Source organism: Curtobacterium sp. PvP017, from assembly GCF_054060195.1.
The window spans coordinates 210,922-228,701 of sequence record NZ_JBSSCY010000001.1 but is presented as its reverse complement, the minus strand read 5'-3'; the positions used below and the strand labels follow the sequence as shown (position 1 = coordinate 228,701).

Sequence of the window (17,780 nt, the reverse complement as noted above, 5' to 3'; positions counted from 1 at the left end):
GCTGTGTCGGCGTGGTCAGATCTTGGGCTTGTTGACGATGGGGTCGTCCCACTCCGGGAAATCTGGGTACACACCCGGGCGGGACCGGTCGGGAAACGTGACGGTCGAGCGTCCGTAGATGGCATCCGAAAGCGCATTGCCGTCGTTGGTCCAGAACAGTTCGCTGTAGACCTCGAGGGTGTAGCGGCCGTTCTCTTGAGCGGTGTAGATGAGTTGCCAGCCATCGCCGGTGTACCCCCGGAGCTCGTGGTCGCCGGTGATGTCGCGTTGCTCGATGGTCCACCCCTGATCGGTGAAGTAGTCGAGCATCGGTTGCAGGTCGCGCTGCTCGCCTGCGGCGACGGGGGGTGACCAGAGTCGTCCGCTGCGCATGTAGTAGCTGTTCTTCGTGTCCGCGCCCGGCAGCGGGGCGACGCCGTCCCCTCCGATCAGCGGCAGGTCGTCGCCGCCGCCCCACTCCCACTCGCCGTCGTGGACCTGGAGCTGGGCATCCTTGAGGAGCCGTTGCATGTGTTCGTAGTGGTCCCCGAAGGCGTCGAACTCTTGGTGGAGCGACATCTCCGCGACGTCGTCCTGTGTCAGGCCGGCTGCGTCGGTGGGCATCTGGTCTCCTCCTGCTGCGCACCCTGACAACAGCCCGAGGGTCAGGGCTGCCGTCGCGATGGTGCGGAGCATCGATTGCATGGTGTTCATCATGGCTTCCCGGTGGCGATGATCTTCGCGATCGACCGCTGTGAAGTCGCATCGGGGGACAAGTAGCCGACACCGCCGGCTTCCGGGTACATGTCGTGGCCGGTGACGGCCTTGGTGCCCTGGGCGGCTTCCGCGCTGAACGTGTCGACGTCGGGTAGATCGCGGGGATCGGTGCGCCCGATCCGGCCGAGGATCGCGGTGTGGTCGTTGGCGCCTTCGGTGGCGTAGACCCGATCGACGTTGAGGTGCTCCGGTCTCGTGGTGTCGGTGAACCCGACCGAGCCGTAGGTGATGAACGAGTCGACTCGGTGCCGGGTCTGCGCGAGTGCCTCGGCCGCGGTGGTGGAGCCGTACGAGTGCCCGAGGACCGTGACGGACCGCGGTGCTGTGCCGCGGCTGTCGTGGATGCCGTCGAGGAAGGATGCGAGGTTCGCCCCGCCCGCGTGCGCGCGGTCCTGCCGCGGAACCTCGATGACACCCGGGGCGCGGTACCCGAGCCAGGACACGACCGCGAAGGAGTCTTCCGCGGATCCTCTCTGCCCAGCCGCGAAGAGGAGCTCGTTGGCGGCGCGGACCTTCTCACCCATGCTGTTGAGCGTGGTCATCGCACCCGGCACGTTGACGGTCACGTTCGACGCGGTGTCCAGATCGCCGAGGACGACTGCGGCGACGAGCGCTCCATTCGAGACGCCGAACCCGACCAGCTGTGCGACCGCTGCCGAGGGCGCCTTCAGGCGACCCGCGAGCTGATCAGCGCGGTTGAGCCCGTCCCGGAGCGCGATCACCTGCTCCGTGAACTCCTCGAGGCTGACCGCCCCGTACGTGTACGCCAACCCCATCAGCCGGTACAGCCGCTCCGGATCCCGCACGGCTGCGGAGAGGACAGCGCGAGATGCGATGTCGCGCTGCGCGGCCGGGACCCCGTCGAGCCCCGCGAACTGCAGCTGCGTGGTGAGCGGCAGCGCGCGGACGTCGGCGTCGGCGAAGCCGAGCGCTGCCCAGATCGCTGCGACCTCGGCCGGGGTCAGGGACGGGTCGAGCAGCCGCTGCAGTCCGGGTGGGAGCGTCGAGGCAGCGGCAGCGTCGAGCGCGGTGTCCGCCAGGGAACCCCCACCGGCGGCACGGAAGGCGTCCGCGATCCGCTCGATCCACGAGGCGTCCTCTGCGTTCTCGGCGAGGTAGTCGCCGAACCCGCCCGGCAGCGTCGCGCCGTCGACCGGGACCCAGCTGCACCGGCTCGTGAACGCGGTCCAGGCGTTGCGCACCCGGACCATGTCCTGTTCCGTCGAGGCGTCCTGTGCGCGGGCGGTCGCGCTGAACTGCCGCAGCCTGGTCGGGTCGGCACTGCTGCGTCCGCCGGATCGACCACCGCCGGTGCGCTGGCGTGTCCGGGCGCTGAAGGTCGCAGAGACCGGTGACGGGCGCTTCGGTGTGCTGGACGGCTTCGGGTCGAAGACCGCACTGGTCCAGTCGAGTACGGGCTGCATCGGCACGCCGCCAGCTGTGCGCACGAGCTCACGATCGGTCTCGCGCTGCCGCCACGCCGCCAGGTCGGCCAGACGCTGCCGTTCCTCGTCCGCCTGCCGCTGGGTGATCCGCAGCTGGTCGACCAGCGCCTCGAGCCCCTTTGCGAGCCGGACGCGGTCGGTCGACTCCGTGGCACGAGCCGCCTCGAACAGCCGCGCGTACGCACCGTCGAAGTCGAGCAGCGCGGCCTCGGCGGTGCTCCGACGCGGTCCGGCGCTCGCTCGCAGCGTCAGTGCCACCTCGACCGCGCAGCTGACCAACCGCGACGCCGCTGCGTCGTCGAACTCGATCCCCATCGTCCCCCACCATCCAACTGGTTGTTGTGGGAAACGTAGCATTTCAGTAGTTCAGTGTGAAATTGTCCGTGGTTCGCTGTGGAGGAACAGCGGACCGCCGCCCGCGGGGAGCGGACGGCGGTCGGTGTGTGATCGGGCAGGCTAGAAGGCGACACCCCGAGCGGACATGAACGGCACCGGGTCGGTCGTGGCACCGTTGATGTGCACCTCGATGTGGCTGTGGCACCCGGTGGACTGGCCGGTCGAGCCGACGAGCGCGATGAGCTGCCCTGCGGAGACCTGCTGTCCGGTGCTGACCCGGAACCCGCCGTTGACGATGTGACCGTAGGCCGTCTGCACGCCGTTGCCGTGGTTGATGCGCACGTAGTTGCCGTAACCGCCGTACCAGCCGACGTAGTCGACGGTGCCGGCCGACGCGGCGACGATCGGCGTCGAGCAACCACTGGCCAGGTCGGTGCCGTCGTGCTTGATGACGGTGCCGTAGATCGGGTGCACACGGTAGCCGTACGGACTGATGACGTAGCCGCTGGCCGGACGGACCCAGCCCTGACCGCCACCCGAGCCGGCGGAGCCGCCACTGCCTGAGCCGCTGCTGCCGGAGCCGCCACCGCCGCCGGACGATCCGCCGCCGGCGTTCGCTGCCGCCGCTGCCGCCAGCTCCCGGGCGGCACGGGCTTCGGCTTCGCGCGCAGCCTTCGCCTCGGCCGCCTTGCGGACCCGCTCACCCTTGGCGAACTCGGCTTCGGTCCGGACGCGGCCGGTGGTCAGGGTGGCCAGCTGCGCGTCGAGCCGGGCCTTGTTGGACTGCTGTTCGTCGTAGGCGGTCTGCACGGCGTCGGAGGCGGCCTGCGCTTCCTGCATGCGGGCCTCGGCCTTCGCGGCGAGCCGCTCGAGCTCCGCTGCGGCGCGGTCGGCCTGGGCCTCGAGCGAACGGGTGACGCCGGCGTCGACGGCTGCGGCGGCCTGGACACGCTCGGCCTGTTCCGACAGCTTGCTCAGTGCACCGAGGTCGTAGAGCAGGTCGCGCGCATCGTCGCCCTTGGTCAGCACCGAGGTCGTGACGTCGGCGCCGCCGGAGCGGGCCATCTGCGCGGCGAACTGGCCGGCCTGCGCGGCGCTCTGCTCGGCGACCTTCGCGTGCTCGTCGGCCTTCGCGCGGAGCTTCTGCTCTTCTTCGGCAGCGTCCTGCGCATCGGACTGGGCGTCGAAGAACACCTGCCCGAGCTCCTTCGCCTTCGCCTGGGCGGCCTCGACCTTGGCGTCGAGCTCGCTGATGATGCCCTTGATCTCGGTGATCTGCCCCTGCTTGGCGGATTCCTTGCCGCGGGCGTTCTTGACCTCGTCCCACGTGGGGTAGGTGACCGCCTGGGCAGTGGGCGCATCGACGACGACCGTGCCGACGAGGCCCGCGAGTGCCAGTCCGGTGACGGCGAGGCGGAGGCGCACGGAGGCACGAGGGGTGCGGTGGCTGGTGGGGCGAGACATCGAGCACGAGCCTATACATCCGTACAGAGAAGATCGGACGGCGACGCGCCGCTGTGGACAACTCCTAGAACCCGCGTTCCTGCCGGATCTCGTCGGCGCTGCCGACCACGTCGCGTCGGAGCACCTCGGCGCCGGCGGTCCCCGCGTAGTCGTAGACGTCGAACCCCGTGCAGTGCGTGATCGTCGCGGGGGCACCGAGCGAGTCCTCGACCGCGGTGGTCCACAGGTCGTGCGACCCGACCACCACGAACGTCGGGTCGGCATCGCGGTACGCCCCGAGGTCGACCAGCCACGGGTACGTGTCGAAGGTGTCGCGGACCTGCAGCAGCTGCACGTTCCGGGCGGAGTACGTCGCGAGGGGCCGCACGGTCCAGAACTGTCCCACCCCGGTGACCGCCCGTCCGTCCGCCCAGCGGTCGAGGCAGGACGACGGCGTGTACCGGGCGGTGGCGACGGCGTGCGCGGTGCTCGGTGCGGTGGCCACCCCGGCCGCGAGGACGGCGACGGCGGCGATCGCGACGGTGGCCCGGACGCCGCGGAACGGTCGGTGCACGCGGGTCCGGCGGACCGCGGTGCGCGTGAGCTCGGCCACCGCGACGAGGGCCAGCAGCGGTGCGGTGACGACGGGCTCGAGGTACCGCGGTGTCTCCGACCCGACGACGACGACGCCGATCGACGCCGCGACGACGGTCACCAGGGGCAGGGCGGTGGCGACGAGCACGGTGCGCGCGGTCCGGACCCGCCAGGCCCAGACCGTGCCGCCGACGGTGACGAGCACCCCGACGAACATCACGAGCAGTCCGGCGTCGCCCGCGGCCGTGCCGGCGCGCTCGTCGGTCAGTGCCGCGAAGAACTGCAGGGTCTCCACCGCGCGTGACGGCCGGACGTACGTGGACGGGTCGAGCGACACGAAGGGCTGCAGCGGGATCCGCACCAAGTACCCGATCACCGAACCGACCGTCACGGTGCCGGACAGCAGCAGGGCGGTGCGCCACGGCACCCGGCGCACCGCCGCCAGCAGCACGAGCGTGACGACCACGGGCGCGGCGGACCACGGCACGTACAGCGGGTTCGACGCTGTCGTGCACACCGCGACCAGGCCGAGCACCACGAGCACGACGACCGATGCCCGCCCGACCCGGACGGCACGGAGCACGAGCACCGCGGTGCCGAGCATCGCCAGCACGACGCCGTAGTAGTAGGTCGTGGTCAGCAGCAGGGACGCCAGCTCGAGCGACGTCGCGGTGGCCGACGACTCCGTCAGCACGAGCAGGGTCACGAACGCCACAGCGGCCGCCGACACCGTGATGCGGGCCGCTCGCCCGGCCGACGGCATGAGTTCGTTCGCGGCCGCCCGCACCAGCGCGTACACGGCCAGCAGGACGAGCACCCCGTTCAGCGCCAGCGCCTGCTGCGGGGTGCCCGTGACGAGGGCACAGAGCAGGTAGACGGGGAGCTCGGGGAAGAAGAACAGCGCCGGGGACATCGCCCACTCGAACGGCTGCCCGAGCTGCATCGACCGGTGCACCAGGGGCAGCAGCACCGAGTCGCCGTCGTACCAGAGCAGGGCGACCCGCTCCGTCGCGACGACGTGGCGGAGGGCGACGACGGACAGGGCCAGCGCGACCAGCGCGCCCAGGGCCTCCCGTCCGATCGCCCCGGCCACGCCGCCGGACCGACGGCCGCCGGACGGAGCCGGCGCCACGGCGGCGCGACGCGGGGCTCGGGGCATGACCCGGAGCGTACCGAGGGCTGCTCGGGACGACCCCACAGACCGGGGGAGCGCGCTGCGAGCCCGACCGGCTACCCTTGTGCGCTGTGACCGACGCGCGCGAACAGTTGATCCAGTACATCTCCTCCGAAGCGGTGTTCCACGGCGACTTCACCCTGACCAGCGGGAAGAAGGCGACGTACTACATCGACCTGCGGAAGGTCAGCCTGGACCACCGGGTCGCGCCGCTGATCGGACAGGTCATGACCGAGCTCGTGCAGCAGGTGCCCGACGTCTCGGCCGTCGGCGGCCTCACCATGGGCGCCGACCCCATCGCCAGCGCCGTGCTGCACCAGGCCGCCGCACAGGGCCTCACCTACGACGCCTTCGTCGTCCGCAAGGAGCCGAAGGACCACGGCCGCGGCAAGCAGGTCGAGGGGCCTGACCTCAAGGGCAAGCGCGTCGTCGTGCTCGAGGACACCTCCACCACCGGCGGCTCGCCGCTCAAGGCGGCCGAGGCGCTCGAGCGCGAGGGTGCGATCATCGCGGCCGTCGCGGTCGTCGTCGACCGCGACACCGGCGCCAAGGAGACCATCGAGGCAGCCGGGTACCCCTACTTCGCGGCCATCGGGTTGGCTGATCTGGGGCTGACCGCGTGAGCGGGGAGCGTCCGGACGAAGCGCGCGACCCCGAGGACACGGCCGGCCCCGCAGCAGCGGCCGACGGTGCCGACGGGGTCGACGGCCAGGAGGCCCGGCGCGCGTCCGACCCGGACGCTCCGTTCCACGGTCTCCGCAGTGCCGCGGACATCTTCGGCGCCCCGCGTGGCGAGGAGGACTGGCCCTCGCGCCGGGAACGCCGCGAGGCCGAGCGGACCGCACGGGAGACCGGCGCACCGTTGCCCGAGCCGTTCGAGGCGTCGGTTCCGGAGTCCGAGGCGCCTGAGCTGGTCGAACCGCCCGCACCTGCAGCTCCGGCGGCTCCGGCCGCTCCGGTGCTGGACGACGGCGCGACACAGGCCATCTCGATGCCCGAGCAGCTGTCGGCGCCGTCCGAGAGCCCCGACGCCGCCGCCGAGCACGAGCGCTCCACCCTGCACGACCGCATCCCGCCGGCCGCCGTCGTGCCGCCGAACCCGACCGCACCGCACCCCTCGTCGATCGTGCTGCCCACCGCGCAGACCCACCGTGACGAGCGCGCTGCGGCGTCGAAGGCCATCGAGGACGAGCGTCGCCGCGTCGACCCGTTCGGCGAGGGCCGTGCCGACGTCGACTGGCTCGGCCGTGCGACCGGCTCCGGCGCACCCGTCCCGCCCACCGGGCCCGTCGCGCACCAGCCGCTCGGCGTCGAGAACGTGCTGCCCCCGACCGAGGAGCCGCCGAGCTTCACCGACCTGCTGCGGCTCTCGGGCGACGGCCCCACCCCAGCGCAGGGCGCCGGGCCGGACCGACCGTTCGACTGGGCCATCCGCGACGACGAGACCGGCGAGGTCCCGACGACCCTGACCGGCGACTCGTTCGACACGACGGCACTCGGCGGCGGCGGCTCGTGGTCGCTGGCGGACGAGACCGACGCCGAGGACGAGGTCGTCTCCGGCGAGGTCGACACCCCGGCCGACGGCGTCCCCCAGGCGCCGCGGACGTTCCCGGTGCCGCCGGCCGTCCCGACAGCTGCTGCGGTGCCGCCGGCTGCTGCCGTGCCGGCTCCCGCTGTGCCGACCGCGGATGCCGCTGCCGGGCGGCCGGTGACTCATGCGGAGCCGACCGAGGCCCTGGACACGACCCGCTCGGCCGCCGAGGGTGACGGGGCGGACGCTGCCACGGGCCTCCCGGACGCCGCGACCACCGCGCTGCCGGTCGCCGGCACGCCCTGGTGGTCCGAACCGGACGCGACCGTGCCGCCGACCGCTGCGCCGCCCCTGGTCGAGCCCGCTGCGTCGCCCGCGTACCCGGCACACCTGCCACCGGCCGTCGGGCAGGACCTGGACGCCGTGCTCGGTCTGCGCCGGGACGACACCGGTGCGCAGTCCGCGGCGTTGCCGGCCGCTGCGCCGGACGACCTGGACCAGTCCGAGTGGGACGGCCGCGAGACCAGCGACACGAGTGCGATCAAGGACCTGTTCGGCACCGAGGCCGTCGGGCAGCTCGGTGGCACGGGCTACGACCCGGAGGACACCGGGACGCGCATGATGCCGGCGGCCGCGGTGCCGTCGGCTGCTGTTCCGTCTTCCACGACCGCCGCCGCGCCGACCGGGGAACGCGACAACTTCATCAACCAGGGTGCGGCGCGCCTCCGGAGCGAGGGCAAGCGCGGCAAGCAGCTGCTCGTCTACGGCTCGATCGCCCTCATCGTCGTGCTCATCGTCCTGGTGTTCCTGCTGTCGAAGTGGATCCTCGGCAACAACATCTCCGACCAGGAGATCGCGCCGACGAAGTCCTCGGCGGCAGCGTCGTCGGCTCCTGCGACTCCTTCGGCTGCGGCGTCCGCCGCCCCCTCGGACGAGGCCGCTGCTCCGGCTGCCACGCTCCAGTTCGCCACCACGCCCGCACTGCCGGGTGAACACGCCTGGACCGACCTGGCCGGCGGGGAGTGCCTGTCGCCGTTCACGAACGCCTGGGCGCAGACCTTCACGGTCGTCGACTGCACGACGCCGCACATCGGACAGCTCACCGCTCGGCTGACGGTGGACGGGGACGCGTACCCGGGGCCAGAGGCCCTCGCGACGCAGGCCGCCGACCAGTGCCAGTCGGACGCGGCGCTGAACGCCTCGGCGGCTGCGGCCGTCGGGGACGTGCAGGTGCAGGGGTCCTACGCGCCGGACCAGGCGACGTGGGACCAGGGCGACCGGTTCATCTCGTGCTTCGTGACGCGGTCGTCGGGGCAGGAGCTCACGGCGTCGTTGGCGCCGGGGGCGTAGGGGGCTGAGGGGCTGCTGCGGGTATCGACGTGGAACGACACCGTCGACGTCGTACGACATCGATCTCGTCGCTGGTTGCGCGCCGGTGATGCCCGCGTGTGCAACGAACGACATCCCCGACGTCGTGCGACGTCGAGGATGTCGTTCGGGGTCGGGCGGTCGCCGGGTCAGGCGGACGCGGGGACCTTCGCCGACACGTCGGACAGGGTCTGCAGCTCGTCGGCGCTGAGCTCGAGCTCCGCCGAGGCCAGCAGTGCCGGCAGCTGCTCGGTGTTCCGGGCGCTGGCGATCGGCGCGACGACGTCCGGCTGTGCCTGCAGCCACGCCAGGGCGACGGTCGCGAGCTCGGTGTCGCGGGCCTCGGCGATGGTGGACAGGGCGTCGACCACGGCGAGTCCCTCGTCGTTGAAGTAGCCCGACACCTGGCCCTCACGGTCCTTGCCGGCGAAGTCCTCCTTCGAGCGGTACTTGCCGGTCAGGAACCCGGCGGCGAGTGCGAAGTACGGCACGACGCCGAGGCGGTGCGCGTGGGCGAGTGGCGCGATGTCGGACTCGTAGGGCTCGCGGGTGACCAGGTTGTAGTGCGGCTGGATCGCCACCGGCTGCGCGAGGCCGTTCTCGGTCGCGATGCGGATCCACTCCTCGGCGCGGTCCTTCGAGTAGTTCGAGATCGCCGTGTAGCGGACGATGCCGTCCTTGACGAGCTGGTCGAAGGCGCGGACGGTCTCCTCGAGCGGGGTCGACTGGTCGTCGAAGTGCGCGTAGTACAGGTCGATGCGGTCGGTACCCAGTCGCTGCAGGCTGGCTCGGGCGGCAGCGGCGACGGTGTCCGCGCCGAGGCCCTGGAACTGCGGGTGCTGCGAACCCTTCGTGGCGATGACGACGTCGTCCCGCTTGCCCGAGGCCGCGAGCCACGAACCGATGACCCGCTCGGACTCGCCGCCCTCGTTGCCGGGAGCCCACGCGGAGTACACGTCAGCGGTGTCGATGAAGTCGCCGCCCGCCGCGGTGTAGGCGTCGAGGACCTGGTGGGAGGTCGACTCGTCCGCCGTCCACCCGAAGACGTTGCCGCCGAGGGCGAGGGGGAACACGTGGAGGTCACTGGTACCGATGCGGGGCATACGGGGTCCTTTCGTGGTCGGGCGAGCGGTCCTCCGTGTGAACCGCTCCGCTGCCGACGCTATGCCCCGACGCTTGACACGGCCCCGGTGGCTGCGGGTTGCATGGAGCCATGACCGTGCTCACCGATGCCCTCGCCGACCCCCGATCCTCGGTCCGCCTGCAGGCCGTGATGGCAGCCGGGACGACCCCGGACGCGGGCGACCTCGACGTGCTCGTCGAACAGTGCGCCGTCGAACCGGACTTCTTCGTCCGCGACATGCTCACGTGGGCGCTCACCCGGCACCCGTCCGACGACGTCGTTGCGCGCGTGCTCCCCGAGCTCGCCCGTCCCGAACCGCAGGCCCGCAGCCAGGCGCTGCACACGCTGTCGAAGGTCGGCGACCCAGCGGCGTGGCCGTCGGTGCGCCCGTTGCTCGCGGACCACGACGACGAGGTGCTCCGGGCCGCCTGGCGGACCGCCGTCGCACTCGTGCCCGACGACGAGCGGGCCGAGCTCGCCCGGACGCTCGCGGTGCAGCTCGGGGTCGGTCCACGAGAACGACGACTCAGCCTGTCGCGGGCACTGGTCGGGCTGGGTGAGGAGACGGTGGCGCCGGTGCTCGCGGCGGCTGCGGACCGCGGCTCCGGTGCCGTGCGGGACCACGTCGCCGACACCGAGCGGCTGTTGCACGACCCGGACGCTGCGTCAGCGCTCGCCCTCGAGCGGGCTCGGCGCGAGGTGGCGCTCGGCCGCACCCGATCCGCGAAGGGGTGAGTGCGGCCGTGGACGTCCCCTGCTGACGGACGGGAGGCCCGTGGCGGACACGGCCACGGGCCTCCCGGTCGTCACGGGGCGGGCCGGTCGCTGCGGGTCGGGCCGGCCTCGGCCACGGGGCTCGCTCGAGGTTCCACAACACGCCGCGTGCGCGACGCCGAGGTTCCACAACACGCCGCGTGCGCGACGCCGAGGTTCCACGGACGGCCCCTGGGCGCGTCGAGGTTCCGAGATTTCGGAACCTCACCGGACGGGGGGCAGGCTGGCACGCCCGCGCCCGTCAGTCGGCGTCGGGGGCCAGCCAGATCGCGGTCGCGGCGGCGGCCGGCAGGTCGACGAGCGCCTCGGCACCGTCCGCCCCGCGCCGGGACACCGCGATGACCCCGGCGTAGTCCCGCACCCGCTCGACCCGCAGGTGGGTGCCGAGGCCGACCCCGAGCTCGTCGAAGTACCGCAGCAACGAGGGGTCATCGTCCGACACCCGGTCGACGGTCCCGCACGCACCGGGCTCGATCGCACCGAGCAGGACACCGAGCGTGGCGGGCACGGTGCCGTCCGCTGCGGGGATCGGGTCGCCGTGCGGGTCGTGCGTCGGGTGCCCCAGGTCGGCGTCGACCCGGTCGAGGAACCGCTCCGACACCGCGTGCTCGAGCGCCTCGGCCTCGGTGTGGACCTCGTCCCACGTGTAGCCGAGACGTGACACCAGGAACGACTCGATCAGCCGGTGCCGCCGGACCATCGCCACCGCGACCTGCTGCCCGAGCGGGGTGAGCACGACGCCGTAGTACGGGGTGTGCTCGATGAGGCCGTCGCGGTCGAGCTTCTTCAGGTTGCCGGACACCGTCGAGGCCGAGACCTTCAGCGTCGCCGCGATGTCCCGGGTGGCCAGTCCGGCGCCGCCACGCTCCCCGGCCTTCCAGATGAGCTTGACGTAGTCCTCGGCCATGGTCGACAACGAGGGCAGGCGCATACCGCCAATCGTACGGCTGCCCTGGTACAACCGGGACGTGCACCAACCCCGTCGTCGCCGCTGGCCGGTCCCGCCCTCGCTGCTCATCGGCCTCGCGCCGCTCGTGGTCTTCGCGGCGATCAGCGCGTGGCGGTCGCGGCCGAGCGACGACTACCCGTCCCTCGGGCAGACGGTCGACAGCGTCGTCCGTGCGCTGGTGATCCCGGAGGGCATCGCCGCCGTCGCGCTCGCCGTGGTCGTCACCGGCCTCGGCTGGTGGCGGATCGCGACCGTCGACCGCACCCGGACGCCACTGCGGTGGTCCGCGCTGGCCCCGGCCCTGGTGCTCGTGGTGTGCCTGGTGCGGCTGCCCCTGATCGACTGGACGGCGCTGCCGGCGCACTACTTCCTGCTGCTCACCGTCGGGGTGCTGTTCGTCGGGGTGTTCGAGGAGCTGATGGCCCGGGGCATGCTCCTGGTCGGGCTGCGTCGTCGGGTGCCCGAGTTCGGGGTGTGGGCGCTGTCGTGCGTGCTGTTCGGGCTGCTGCACCTGCTCAACGCGCTCGCCGGAGCCGGGATCGGGCCGACACTGATCCAGGTCGTGTTCGCGGCGTCGTTCGGCTCCACGCTGTACGTCGCCCGACGGGTCACCGGTTCGTTGCTCGTCCCGGTGCTGCTGCACGCGTTCTGGGACTTCGGGTCGATCGGGTACTCCGCGACCGCCGATCCGTCGGACACCGGTCGCATCGTCGTGCTCGGTCTGATCGGACTGTTCTCGTTCGCCGTGTTGGGCTTCGGGATCGTCGCGGGCGGCATGGTCGCGTGGCGCGACGACCGTCCGCGTCGCCTGGCGAAGCGGTGGCGTTCCGTCCCGCCGATGGCGGCCTTCGCCCTGGAGGCCCGTGGCGACCTGGCAGCGCCGGCTGCGGCCCGGTAGCCGCCCGGCTCCAGGGCCCGGCAAGCTTCCGCGCCCGGCCCGCCCTCCCGGCCCGCCCGCCCGCCCCGGCCCGGCGGCGCCCGGCCGGAGCCGTCCGTCAGGGCTTGCGGCCGACGGCGAAGACCCGGCGGAACGGGTACACGGTGCCGTGGGCGCTCGCCGGGTACGCCTCGCGCAGCGCCGCCCGGTAGCGGTCGACGTACTCCGCCGTCAGTGCACCGGAGGGGTCGGCGGCGTCGAGGGCCGCCAGAGCCGGTCGCAACCCGGTGCCGCGCACCCAGTCGAGCACGGGGTCCTCGCCCGGCAGCAGCTGCGCGTAGGTGGTCTCCCAGGCGCGGGCGACGAACCCGGCGTCGAGCATGATGCCGAGGTAGCCGGCGGGATCGAGCACCGGGTCCGACCGCAGCACACCGTCGAGCGCCGGGGCCCACGGCCCGGAGGCCCCGATCGACCGCATCAGCGCGTGCGACGGGGACCCGAAGTTCCCCGGGACCTGCATCGCGAACCACGACCCGGACGGCATCGCGTCGAGCCACCGCGGCAGCAGCGCCACGTGCGACGGGACCCACTGCAGCGCCGCGTTCGTCACGACGACGTCGTCGGTCGGCCCGGGCGTCCAGTCCTCGATCGCCCCGAGCTCGAACGACAGGTTCGGCAGGTCCGCCAGGGCGGGGTCGGTCCCAGCCGACGCGAGCATCTCCGCCGAGCTGTCGATCCCGACCACCCGCGACGAACGCCACCGCGCTGCCAACGTGGCGGTGAGGGCCCCGGGACCGCAGCCCAGGTCGACGACGCGACGCGGGGCCTCCCGAGTGTCCGCGGACCACGCGACCTGCGCGACCAGGTCGTGGAAGGGACGCCCGCGGTCGTCCGCGAACGCGGCGTACCGCGACGGGTCCCAGCGCACCGCTACAGCTCGACCTCGAAGGGGGCGGTCCGGACGAGCTCGTGCACGCCGGAGATGACCTCGCTCGGACGGAACGGGTAGCGGTCGATCTCGGCCTGGTCGCTGATGCCCGTCATCACGAGGACGGTGTGCAGCCCGGCTTCGATGCCGGCCTGCACGTCGGTGTCCATCCGGTCGCCGATCATGCCGGTGTTCTCGGAGTGCGCGCCGATGCGGTTCATCGCCGAGCGGAACATCATCGGGTTCGGCTTGCCCACGACGTAGGGCTGCTTGCCGGTGGCCTTCTCGATCATCGCGGCGATGGCACCCGTCGCGGGCAGGACGCCCTCGGCCGACGGGCCGGTGGCGTCGGGGTTGGTGACGATGAAGCGGGCGCCGTCGCGGATCAGGCGGACGGCCTTGGTGATCGCCTCGAACGAGTAGTTGCGGGTCTCGCCGACGACGACGTAGTCGGGGGCGGTCTCGGTCATGATGAACCCGGCCTCGTGCAGGGCGGTGGTCATGCCGGCCTCGCCGATGACGAACGCCGAGCCACCCGGCATCTGCGACTTGCAGAAGTCGGCCGTGGCGAGGGCGCTCGTCCAGATGCGCTCCTCGGGGACGTGGATGCCGGACCAGCGGAGTCGCGCGCTGAGGTCGCGCGGCGTGAAGATCGAGTTGTTGGTCAGGACGAGGAACTCGGTGCCCTCGTCGAGCCACTGCTGGATGAGCTCGGGGGCACCGGGGAGCGCCTGGTTCTCGTGGACGAGCACGCCGTCCATGTCGGTCAGCCAGCACTCGACGTCGTCGCGGGTCGCCATGGCCTCACCCTACTGCGCACCCGTGACGGCCCGGCTCGGTGTCGGCTCGGAGAAGGCCGGGAGGCACGGATCGGCTCTTGCGCGTCGGCTCCGGACCCGAGAAGGTCGAGTCACCGAACGCCACTCGGCTTTGCCCTAGGCTTTTCGGGACACGTACCGAATCAAGGAGAACCCGCCGTGCTCGTCGAACCCGGATCGCCGACCGCCACGCCCCGCCCCACCGCGGTGCCGGACCTGGTCGAGGAGGCGCCGCGACGACGCCGGGGCCGGCCCAACGTCCTGAGCCGCGAGCAGGTGATCGACGCCGCGACGGCGATCGCGAACGAGGACGGTCTGGACCGGTTGTCCTTCCGGGCGCTCGGGGTGCGGCTCGGCGTCGCGCCGATGACCGTGCACCGGACCATCGGCGGCCTCGACGACCTGCACGCCGAACTCGTGCGCCGCACGGTCGACGAGTTCACCGCCACCTTCGTCTGGCCCGACGAGTGGCACGCGGTCGTCCGGGTGTTCGCCAGGACCTTCCGCGACCTGATGCGCACCCACCCCCTGGTGCTCGAGTCGCACAGTCGGCGCGGAGCCCTGGTGTCCACCGAGTCCGACGCCGTCGTGGCGAAGGTCGTCGGGGCGCTGTGCGACGCCGGGCTGCCCGAGGTCGAGGCGATGTACACGTTCTTCGTCGTGTACGACTTCGTGGTCGGACACACCTCGGTGCAGATCGGGCGCGGCGACGACGACACCGGGCGGCCGGAGCGGCACACGCTCGTCGGGCAGATCCTGGGGGAGCACTCGTACGACGCGCGCTTCGACCTGGGGCTCGACGTGCTCATCGCGGGCATCGAGTCCCGCGTCGCCCGGACCGCCTGATCCGTCGCTCCGGAACCAGGTTCCGGACCTGGAACCGCGCAGATCCGCGGTGCTGTGTCCGGAACCTGGTTCCCCGTGCCCGGCCGTACGCTGGTGCGGTGACCACTGCGCCCGAACCGTCGCACGAGCTGACGACGAACGGCGTCGGCCCGCACCCGGAACCCTGGCCGGACGATCCGCGCCTCGACCCGGAGCTGTTGGCGGCGGGGGACTCCCGCAACGTGCTCGACCACTTCCGGTACTGGTCGATGGACGCCATCGTCGCCGAGCTCGACACCCGCCGGCACGCCTTCGACGTCGCGATCGAGAACTGGCAGCACGACCTGAACATCGGGTCGATCGTGCGGAGCGCCAACGCCTTCCTGGCCGGCACGGTCCACATCATCGGGCGGCGGCGCTGGAACAAGCGCGGGGCGATGGTGACCGACCGGTACCAGCACGTCCGCTACCACCCGGACGTCGAGGCGTTCCTCGCCTCGATGACCGACGAGCAACGCCCGGTGATCGCGATCGACAACACCCCCGGTGCCGAGCGCATCGAGACCGCGGCGATCCCGGAGCGGTGCGTGTTCCTGTTCGGTCAGGAGGGCCCGGGGCTCACCGACGAAGCGGTGGCCGGTGCCGCCGGACAGCTGGAGATCACGCAGTTCGGGTCGACGCGGAGCATCAACGCCTCGGCGGCGGCCGCGATCGTCATGCACTCGTGGATCGTGCAGCACGCCGCGTTGCCGGACGCTTCCTGAGCAGGAATGGTCGGGTACGGGCCCTGGACCCGACCATTCCTGCTCACGAAGCGGGCGTGGCGGGCGTGGGACGGGCCTCCCGGTCGGGGTGTCGGCGGGATCCGCCGCGTCAGCGCGGGGCGGTCGTGCGGCGCGCGACGAGGCGGGGTTCGACGAGCGACTCGGTGGCCGCGAGGCCCGGGTCGGCGATGCGCGCGAGCAGGCGTTCGCCGGCGCCGCGGCCGATCTCGACGCTGCGGTCGTCGATGCTCGTCAGGCCGACGTAGCGCGTCGCGGCGACGGGGGTGTCGTCGTAGCCGATGACGGAGACGTCCTCGGGCACGCGGAGTCCGCGCTCGGCGAGTTCGGACAGCGCTCCGAGGGCCATCACGTCGTTGGCGGCGAACACCGCGGTGACCTCTGGGTGCTCGTCGAGCAGGGCGCCGAGGGCGCGGGACCCGGCCTCTTCCGTGGGCTCGCCGGGCAGGACCGCGACGGCGACGGTCACCGGTCCGGCTGCTGCGGGCGCTGCGGCTGCTGCGCCCTCGAAGCCCGCGCGGCGCTCCTGCGACGCCGCCGAACCCGCACCGAGGAACCCGAGCCGGGTGTGCCCCAGGTCGAGCAGGTGGGCGGCAGCCATCCCGCCACCGGCACGGTCGTCGTTCGCGACGGTGTCCGCGCGGGGGATCGACACGCGCCCGCCCGCGATCACGACCGGCATCGACGCGGGGATCGCGAGGTCGGTAGTCGGCTCGCCGGCGATGACGATGCCCTCGACGCGCATGGACAGGAAGCCCTCGACCGGCGAGGCGTCGAGCCCCGTGTTCAGGAACCGGTCCGCGACGACGAGCCGGTGGCCCTGGTCCTGCAGCGCCTCGCGCAGGCCGGTGAGCAGGTCAACGAACCACTGGTTCCGGAAGTCGTCGAGGACCACGCCGATGGTGCGGCTGCGGGTGCCGGCGAGCGACACCGCCGCGGTGGAAGGACGGTAGTCGAGCTCCTGGATGGCCGTCAGCACGGCGGCCCGGCGCTGGTCGCTCACCCGGGGGGAACGCTGCAGGACCAGGGAGACGAGGGACTTGGAGACCCCGGCGCGTGCGGCGACGTCGTAGATGGTCGCGGGCTTGCCGTCTCCCATGATGCGCTTCGACCTCCGTTGGCTCGTGCGTCGATCGTAGCGGGCGGCGTGACACGGGCGGTCACGCTGTGGTCGACCACCTGAGGGAACTGCTCGTGCGCCGCGGGTAGCGTCCGCGGCATGGCGACGCTGCTCATCACCGGAGCCGCAGGACGCATCGGGGCGGCTCTCCGGCCCAGGCTCCTGGCGGCCGGACACGACCTCGTCCTGCTCGACGAACGGACGCCCGACGACCCGGTGTCCGCCGGGGAGCGGTTCGTCTCCGGCTCGGTGAACGACCCGGCTGCGTTGGACGACGCGCTCGCCGGGGTCGACACCGTGGTGCACCTGGCAGGTATCCCGACCGAGGCCGCGTGGGACGACCTGCTCGCGGCGAACCTGACCGGCACGAAGAACGTGCTCGAGCGGGCGGCGGCAGGCGGGGTGCTCCGGGTGCTGCTCGCCAGCTCGATCCACGCGGTCGGCCGGGTCCCCGAGCCGCTCGACGAGCCGGGCAGCGTGCCGGGCGATCGACTGCCGCGGCCGGACACCTACTACGGCGTGACGAAGGCCGGGATGGAACTGCTCGGCAGCCTGTTCGCCGACCGGTACGACATGTCGATCGTCTCGGCGCGCATCGGGGCCTTCGGGGAGCAGCCGTCGTCGTCGCGAGCGCTCCTGATGTGGAGCTCGCCCGACGACCTGGCGCGCCTGGTGCTCGCGACCGTCGACCTTCGCGAACCGGGGCACCACGTCGTGTGGGCGCTGTCGCGGAACACCGGCTCGCCCGCCGACCTGACCGCCGGGGAGCGCATCGGCTTCGTCCCACGCGACGACGCGTTCCGGGCGCTCGACCCCGACGCTCGGGCGGACCTGCCGCCGGAGGACCTGCGCTTCCTCGGCGGCGAGATGGTGTCGTTGCCCCTCGGGCGCAGCACATCGTGAGCAGAAATGGTCGGGTGGCCTGACGCCACCCGAC

General features: G+C 72.4%; 16 protein-coding genes. 7 read left to right on the top strand and 9 right to left on the bottom strand.

Annotated elements, in window-relative coordinates:
- Positions 1-15: 15 nt before the first annotated feature.
- The 4 genes from ACVKXF_RS01085 to ACVKXF_RS01070 all read right to left on the bottom strand — a co-directional run bounded on the left by ACVKXF_RS01085 (position 16) and on the right by ACVKXF_RS01070 (position 5,733).
- Positions 16-696: a hypothetical protein gene (locus tag ACVKXF_RS01085; protein WP_456794588.1), complete on the bottom strand. Its 681-nt coding sequence runs from the start codon at positions 694-696 to the stop codon at positions 16-18.
- On the bottom strand, positions 693-2,516 hold the full coding sequence (locus ACVKXF_RS01080; protein ID WP_456794587.1) for an alpha/beta hydrolase: 1,824 nt from the start codon (positions 2,514-2,516) through the stop codon (positions 693-695). Before ACVKXF_RS01080 ends, ACVKXF_RS01085 begins: the two co-directional genes overlap by 4 nt.
- Positions 2,517-2,657: 141 nt before the next feature.
- Positions 2,658-4,001 carry a peptidoglycan DD-metalloendopeptidase family protein gene (locus ACVKXF_RS01075; RefSeq protein ID WP_456794586.1) on the bottom strand — a complete coding sequence of 448 codons (1,344 nt, stop codon included), beginning with the start codon at positions 3,999-4,001 and terminating at the stop codon, positions 2,658-2,660.
- 64 nt (positions 4,002-4,065) lie between these two features.
- On the bottom strand, positions 4,066-5,733 hold the full coding sequence (locus ACVKXF_RS01070; protein ID WP_456794585.1) for a hypothetical protein: 1,668 nt from the start codon (positions 5,731-5,733) through the stop codon (positions 4,066-4,068).
- Positions 5,734-5,819: 86 nt separating this feature from the next.
- Between ACVKXF_RS01070 and pyrE the strand changes: the two genes are divergently transcribed.
- Together pyrE and ACVKXF_RS01060 are read left to right on the top strand one after the other, a co-directional pair.
- Positions 5,820-6,371, top strand: a complete 552-nt coding sequence (pyrE, locus tag ACVKXF_RS01065; RefSeq protein ID WP_071404348.1) for an orotate phosphoribosyltransferase — start codon at positions 5,820-5,822, stop codon at positions 6,369-6,371.
- Positions 6,368-8,629: a septum formation family protein gene (locus ACVKXF_RS01060; RefSeq protein ID WP_456794584.1), complete on the top strand. Its 2,262-nt coding sequence runs from the start codon at positions 6,368-6,370 to the stop codon at positions 8,627-8,629. The genes pyrE and ACVKXF_RS01060 overlap by 4 nt, the downstream gene beginning before the upstream one ends.
- 167 nt (positions 8,630-8,796) lie before the next feature.
- Here ACVKXF_RS01060 and ACVKXF_RS01055 read toward each other — a convergent pair whose 3' ends face one another.
- Positions 8,797-9,750: an aldo/keto reductase gene (locus tag ACVKXF_RS01055; RefSeq protein WP_456794583.1), complete on the bottom strand. Its 954-nt coding sequence runs from the start codon at positions 9,748-9,750 to the stop codon at positions 8,797-8,799.
- 110 nt (positions 9,751-9,860) lie between these two features.
- Between ACVKXF_RS01055 and ACVKXF_RS01050 the strand changes: the two genes are divergently transcribed.
- Positions 9,861-10,505, top strand: a complete 645-nt coding sequence (locus ACVKXF_RS01050) for a HEAT repeat domain-containing protein (protein ID WP_456794582.1) — start codon at positions 9,861-9,863, stop codon at positions 10,503-10,505.
- Positions 10,506-10,785: 280 nt separating this feature from the next.
- Here the strand turns inward: ACVKXF_RS01050 and ACVKXF_RS01045 are convergent, their stop codons facing one another.
- Positions 10,786-11,475, bottom strand: a complete 690-nt coding sequence (locus tag ACVKXF_RS01045) for a metal-dependent transcriptional regulator (protein WP_340485042.1) — start codon at positions 11,473-11,475, stop codon at positions 10,786-10,788.
- Between the two features lie 37 nt (positions 11,476-11,512).
- On the opposite strand from ACVKXF_RS01045, the gene ACVKXF_RS01040 reads away from it, so the two are divergent.
- Complete coding sequence (locus ACVKXF_RS01040; protein ID WP_456794581.1) at positions 11,513-12,391, top strand: CPBP family intramembrane glutamic endopeptidase; 879 nt, start codon at positions 11,513-11,515, stop codon at positions 12,389-12,391.
- Between the two features lie 97 nt (positions 12,392-12,488).
- Here the strand turns inward: ACVKXF_RS01040 and ACVKXF_RS01035 are convergent, their stop codons facing one another.
- Positions 12,489-13,298, bottom strand: coding sequence for a methyltransferase domain-containing protein (locus ACVKXF_RS01035; protein ID WP_123310399.1), 810 nt, complete (start codon positions 13,296-13,298; stop codon positions 12,489-12,491).
- 2 nt (positions 13,299-13,300) lie between these two features.
- Positions 13,301-14,098 carry an HAD-IIA family hydrolase gene (locus ACVKXF_RS01030; RefSeq protein ID WP_123310397.1) on the bottom strand — a complete coding sequence of 266 codons (798 nt, stop codon included), beginning with the start codon at positions 14,096-14,098 and terminating at the stop codon, positions 13,301-13,303.
- A gap of 177 nt (positions 14,099-14,275) precedes the next feature.
- Here ACVKXF_RS01030 and ACVKXF_RS01025 point away from each other — a divergent pair, with 177 nt between their 5' ends.
- Both ACVKXF_RS01025 and ACVKXF_RS01020 read left to right on the top strand, forming a co-directional pair.
- The gene (locus tag ACVKXF_RS01025) at positions 14,276-14,962 is read left to right on the top strand and encodes a TetR/AcrR family transcriptional regulator (RefSeq protein WP_185021231.1); all 687 of its coding nucleotides are present in this window, start codon (positions 14,276-14,278) and stop codon (positions 14,960-14,962) included.
- A 98-nt stretch (positions 14,963-15,060) separates the two neighbouring features.
- Positions 15,061-15,705: a TrmH family RNA methyltransferase gene (locus tag ACVKXF_RS01020; protein ID WP_456794580.1), complete on the top strand. Its 645-nt coding sequence runs from the start codon at positions 15,061-15,063 to the stop codon at positions 15,703-15,705.
- A 109-nt stretch (positions 15,706-15,814) separates the two neighbouring features.
- Here ACVKXF_RS01020 and ACVKXF_RS01015 read toward each other — a convergent pair whose 3' ends face one another.
- Positions 15,815-16,822, bottom strand: a complete 1,008-nt coding sequence (locus ACVKXF_RS01015) for a LacI family DNA-binding transcriptional regulator (protein ID WP_456794579.1) — start codon at positions 16,820-16,822, stop codon at positions 15,815-15,817.
- A 120-nt stretch (positions 16,823-16,942) separates the two neighbouring features.
- Between ACVKXF_RS01015 and ACVKXF_RS01010 the strand changes: the two genes are divergently transcribed.
- Positions 16,943-17,746: an NAD-dependent epimerase/dehydratase family protein gene (locus tag ACVKXF_RS01010; protein WP_456794578.1), complete on the top strand. Its 804-nt coding sequence runs from the start codon at positions 16,943-16,945 to the stop codon at positions 17,744-17,746.
- Positions 17,747-17,780: the final 34 nt, after the last annotated feature.

Coding starts and splice junctions, on each gene's coding strand:
- ACVKXF_RS01085 (WP_456794588.1), bottom strand. CDS start 696: ATGATGAACACCATGCAATCGATGCTCCGCACCATCGCGACGGCAGCC.
- ACVKXF_RS01080 (WP_456794587.1), bottom strand. CDS start 2,516: ATGGGGATCGAGTTCGACGACGCAGCGGCGTCGCGGTTGGTCAGCTGC.
- ACVKXF_RS01075 (WP_456794586.1), bottom strand. CDS start 4,001: ATGTCTCGCCCCACCAGCCACCGCACCCCTCGTGCCTCCGTGCGCCTC.
- ACVKXF_RS01070 (WP_456794585.1), bottom strand. CDS start 5,733: ATGCCCCGAGCCCCGCGTCGCGCCGCCGTGGCGCCGGCTCCGTCCGGC.
- ACVKXF_RS01055 (WP_456794583.1), bottom strand. CDS start 9,750: ATGCCCCGCATCGGTACCAGTGACCTCCACGTGTTCCCCCTCGCCCTC.
- ACVKXF_RS01050 (WP_456794582.1), top strand. CDS start 9,861: ATGACCGTGCTCACCGATGCCCTCGCCGACCCCCGATCCTCGGTCCGC.
- ACVKXF_RS01045 (WP_340485042.1), bottom strand. CDS start 11,475: ATGCGCCTGCCCTCGTTGTCGACCATGGCCGAGGACTACGTCAAGCTC.
- ACVKXF_RS01030 (WP_123310397.1), bottom strand. CDS start 14,098: ATGGCGACCCGCGACGACGTCGAGTGCTGGCTGACCGACATGGACGGC.
- ACVKXF_RS01015 (WP_456794579.1), bottom strand. CDS start 16,822: ATGGGAGACGGCAAGCCCGCGACCATCTACGACGTCGCCGCACGCGCC.
- ACVKXF_RS01010 (WP_456794578.1), top strand. CDS start 16,943: ATGGCGACGCTGCTCATCACCGGAGCCGCAGGACGCATCGGGGCGGCT.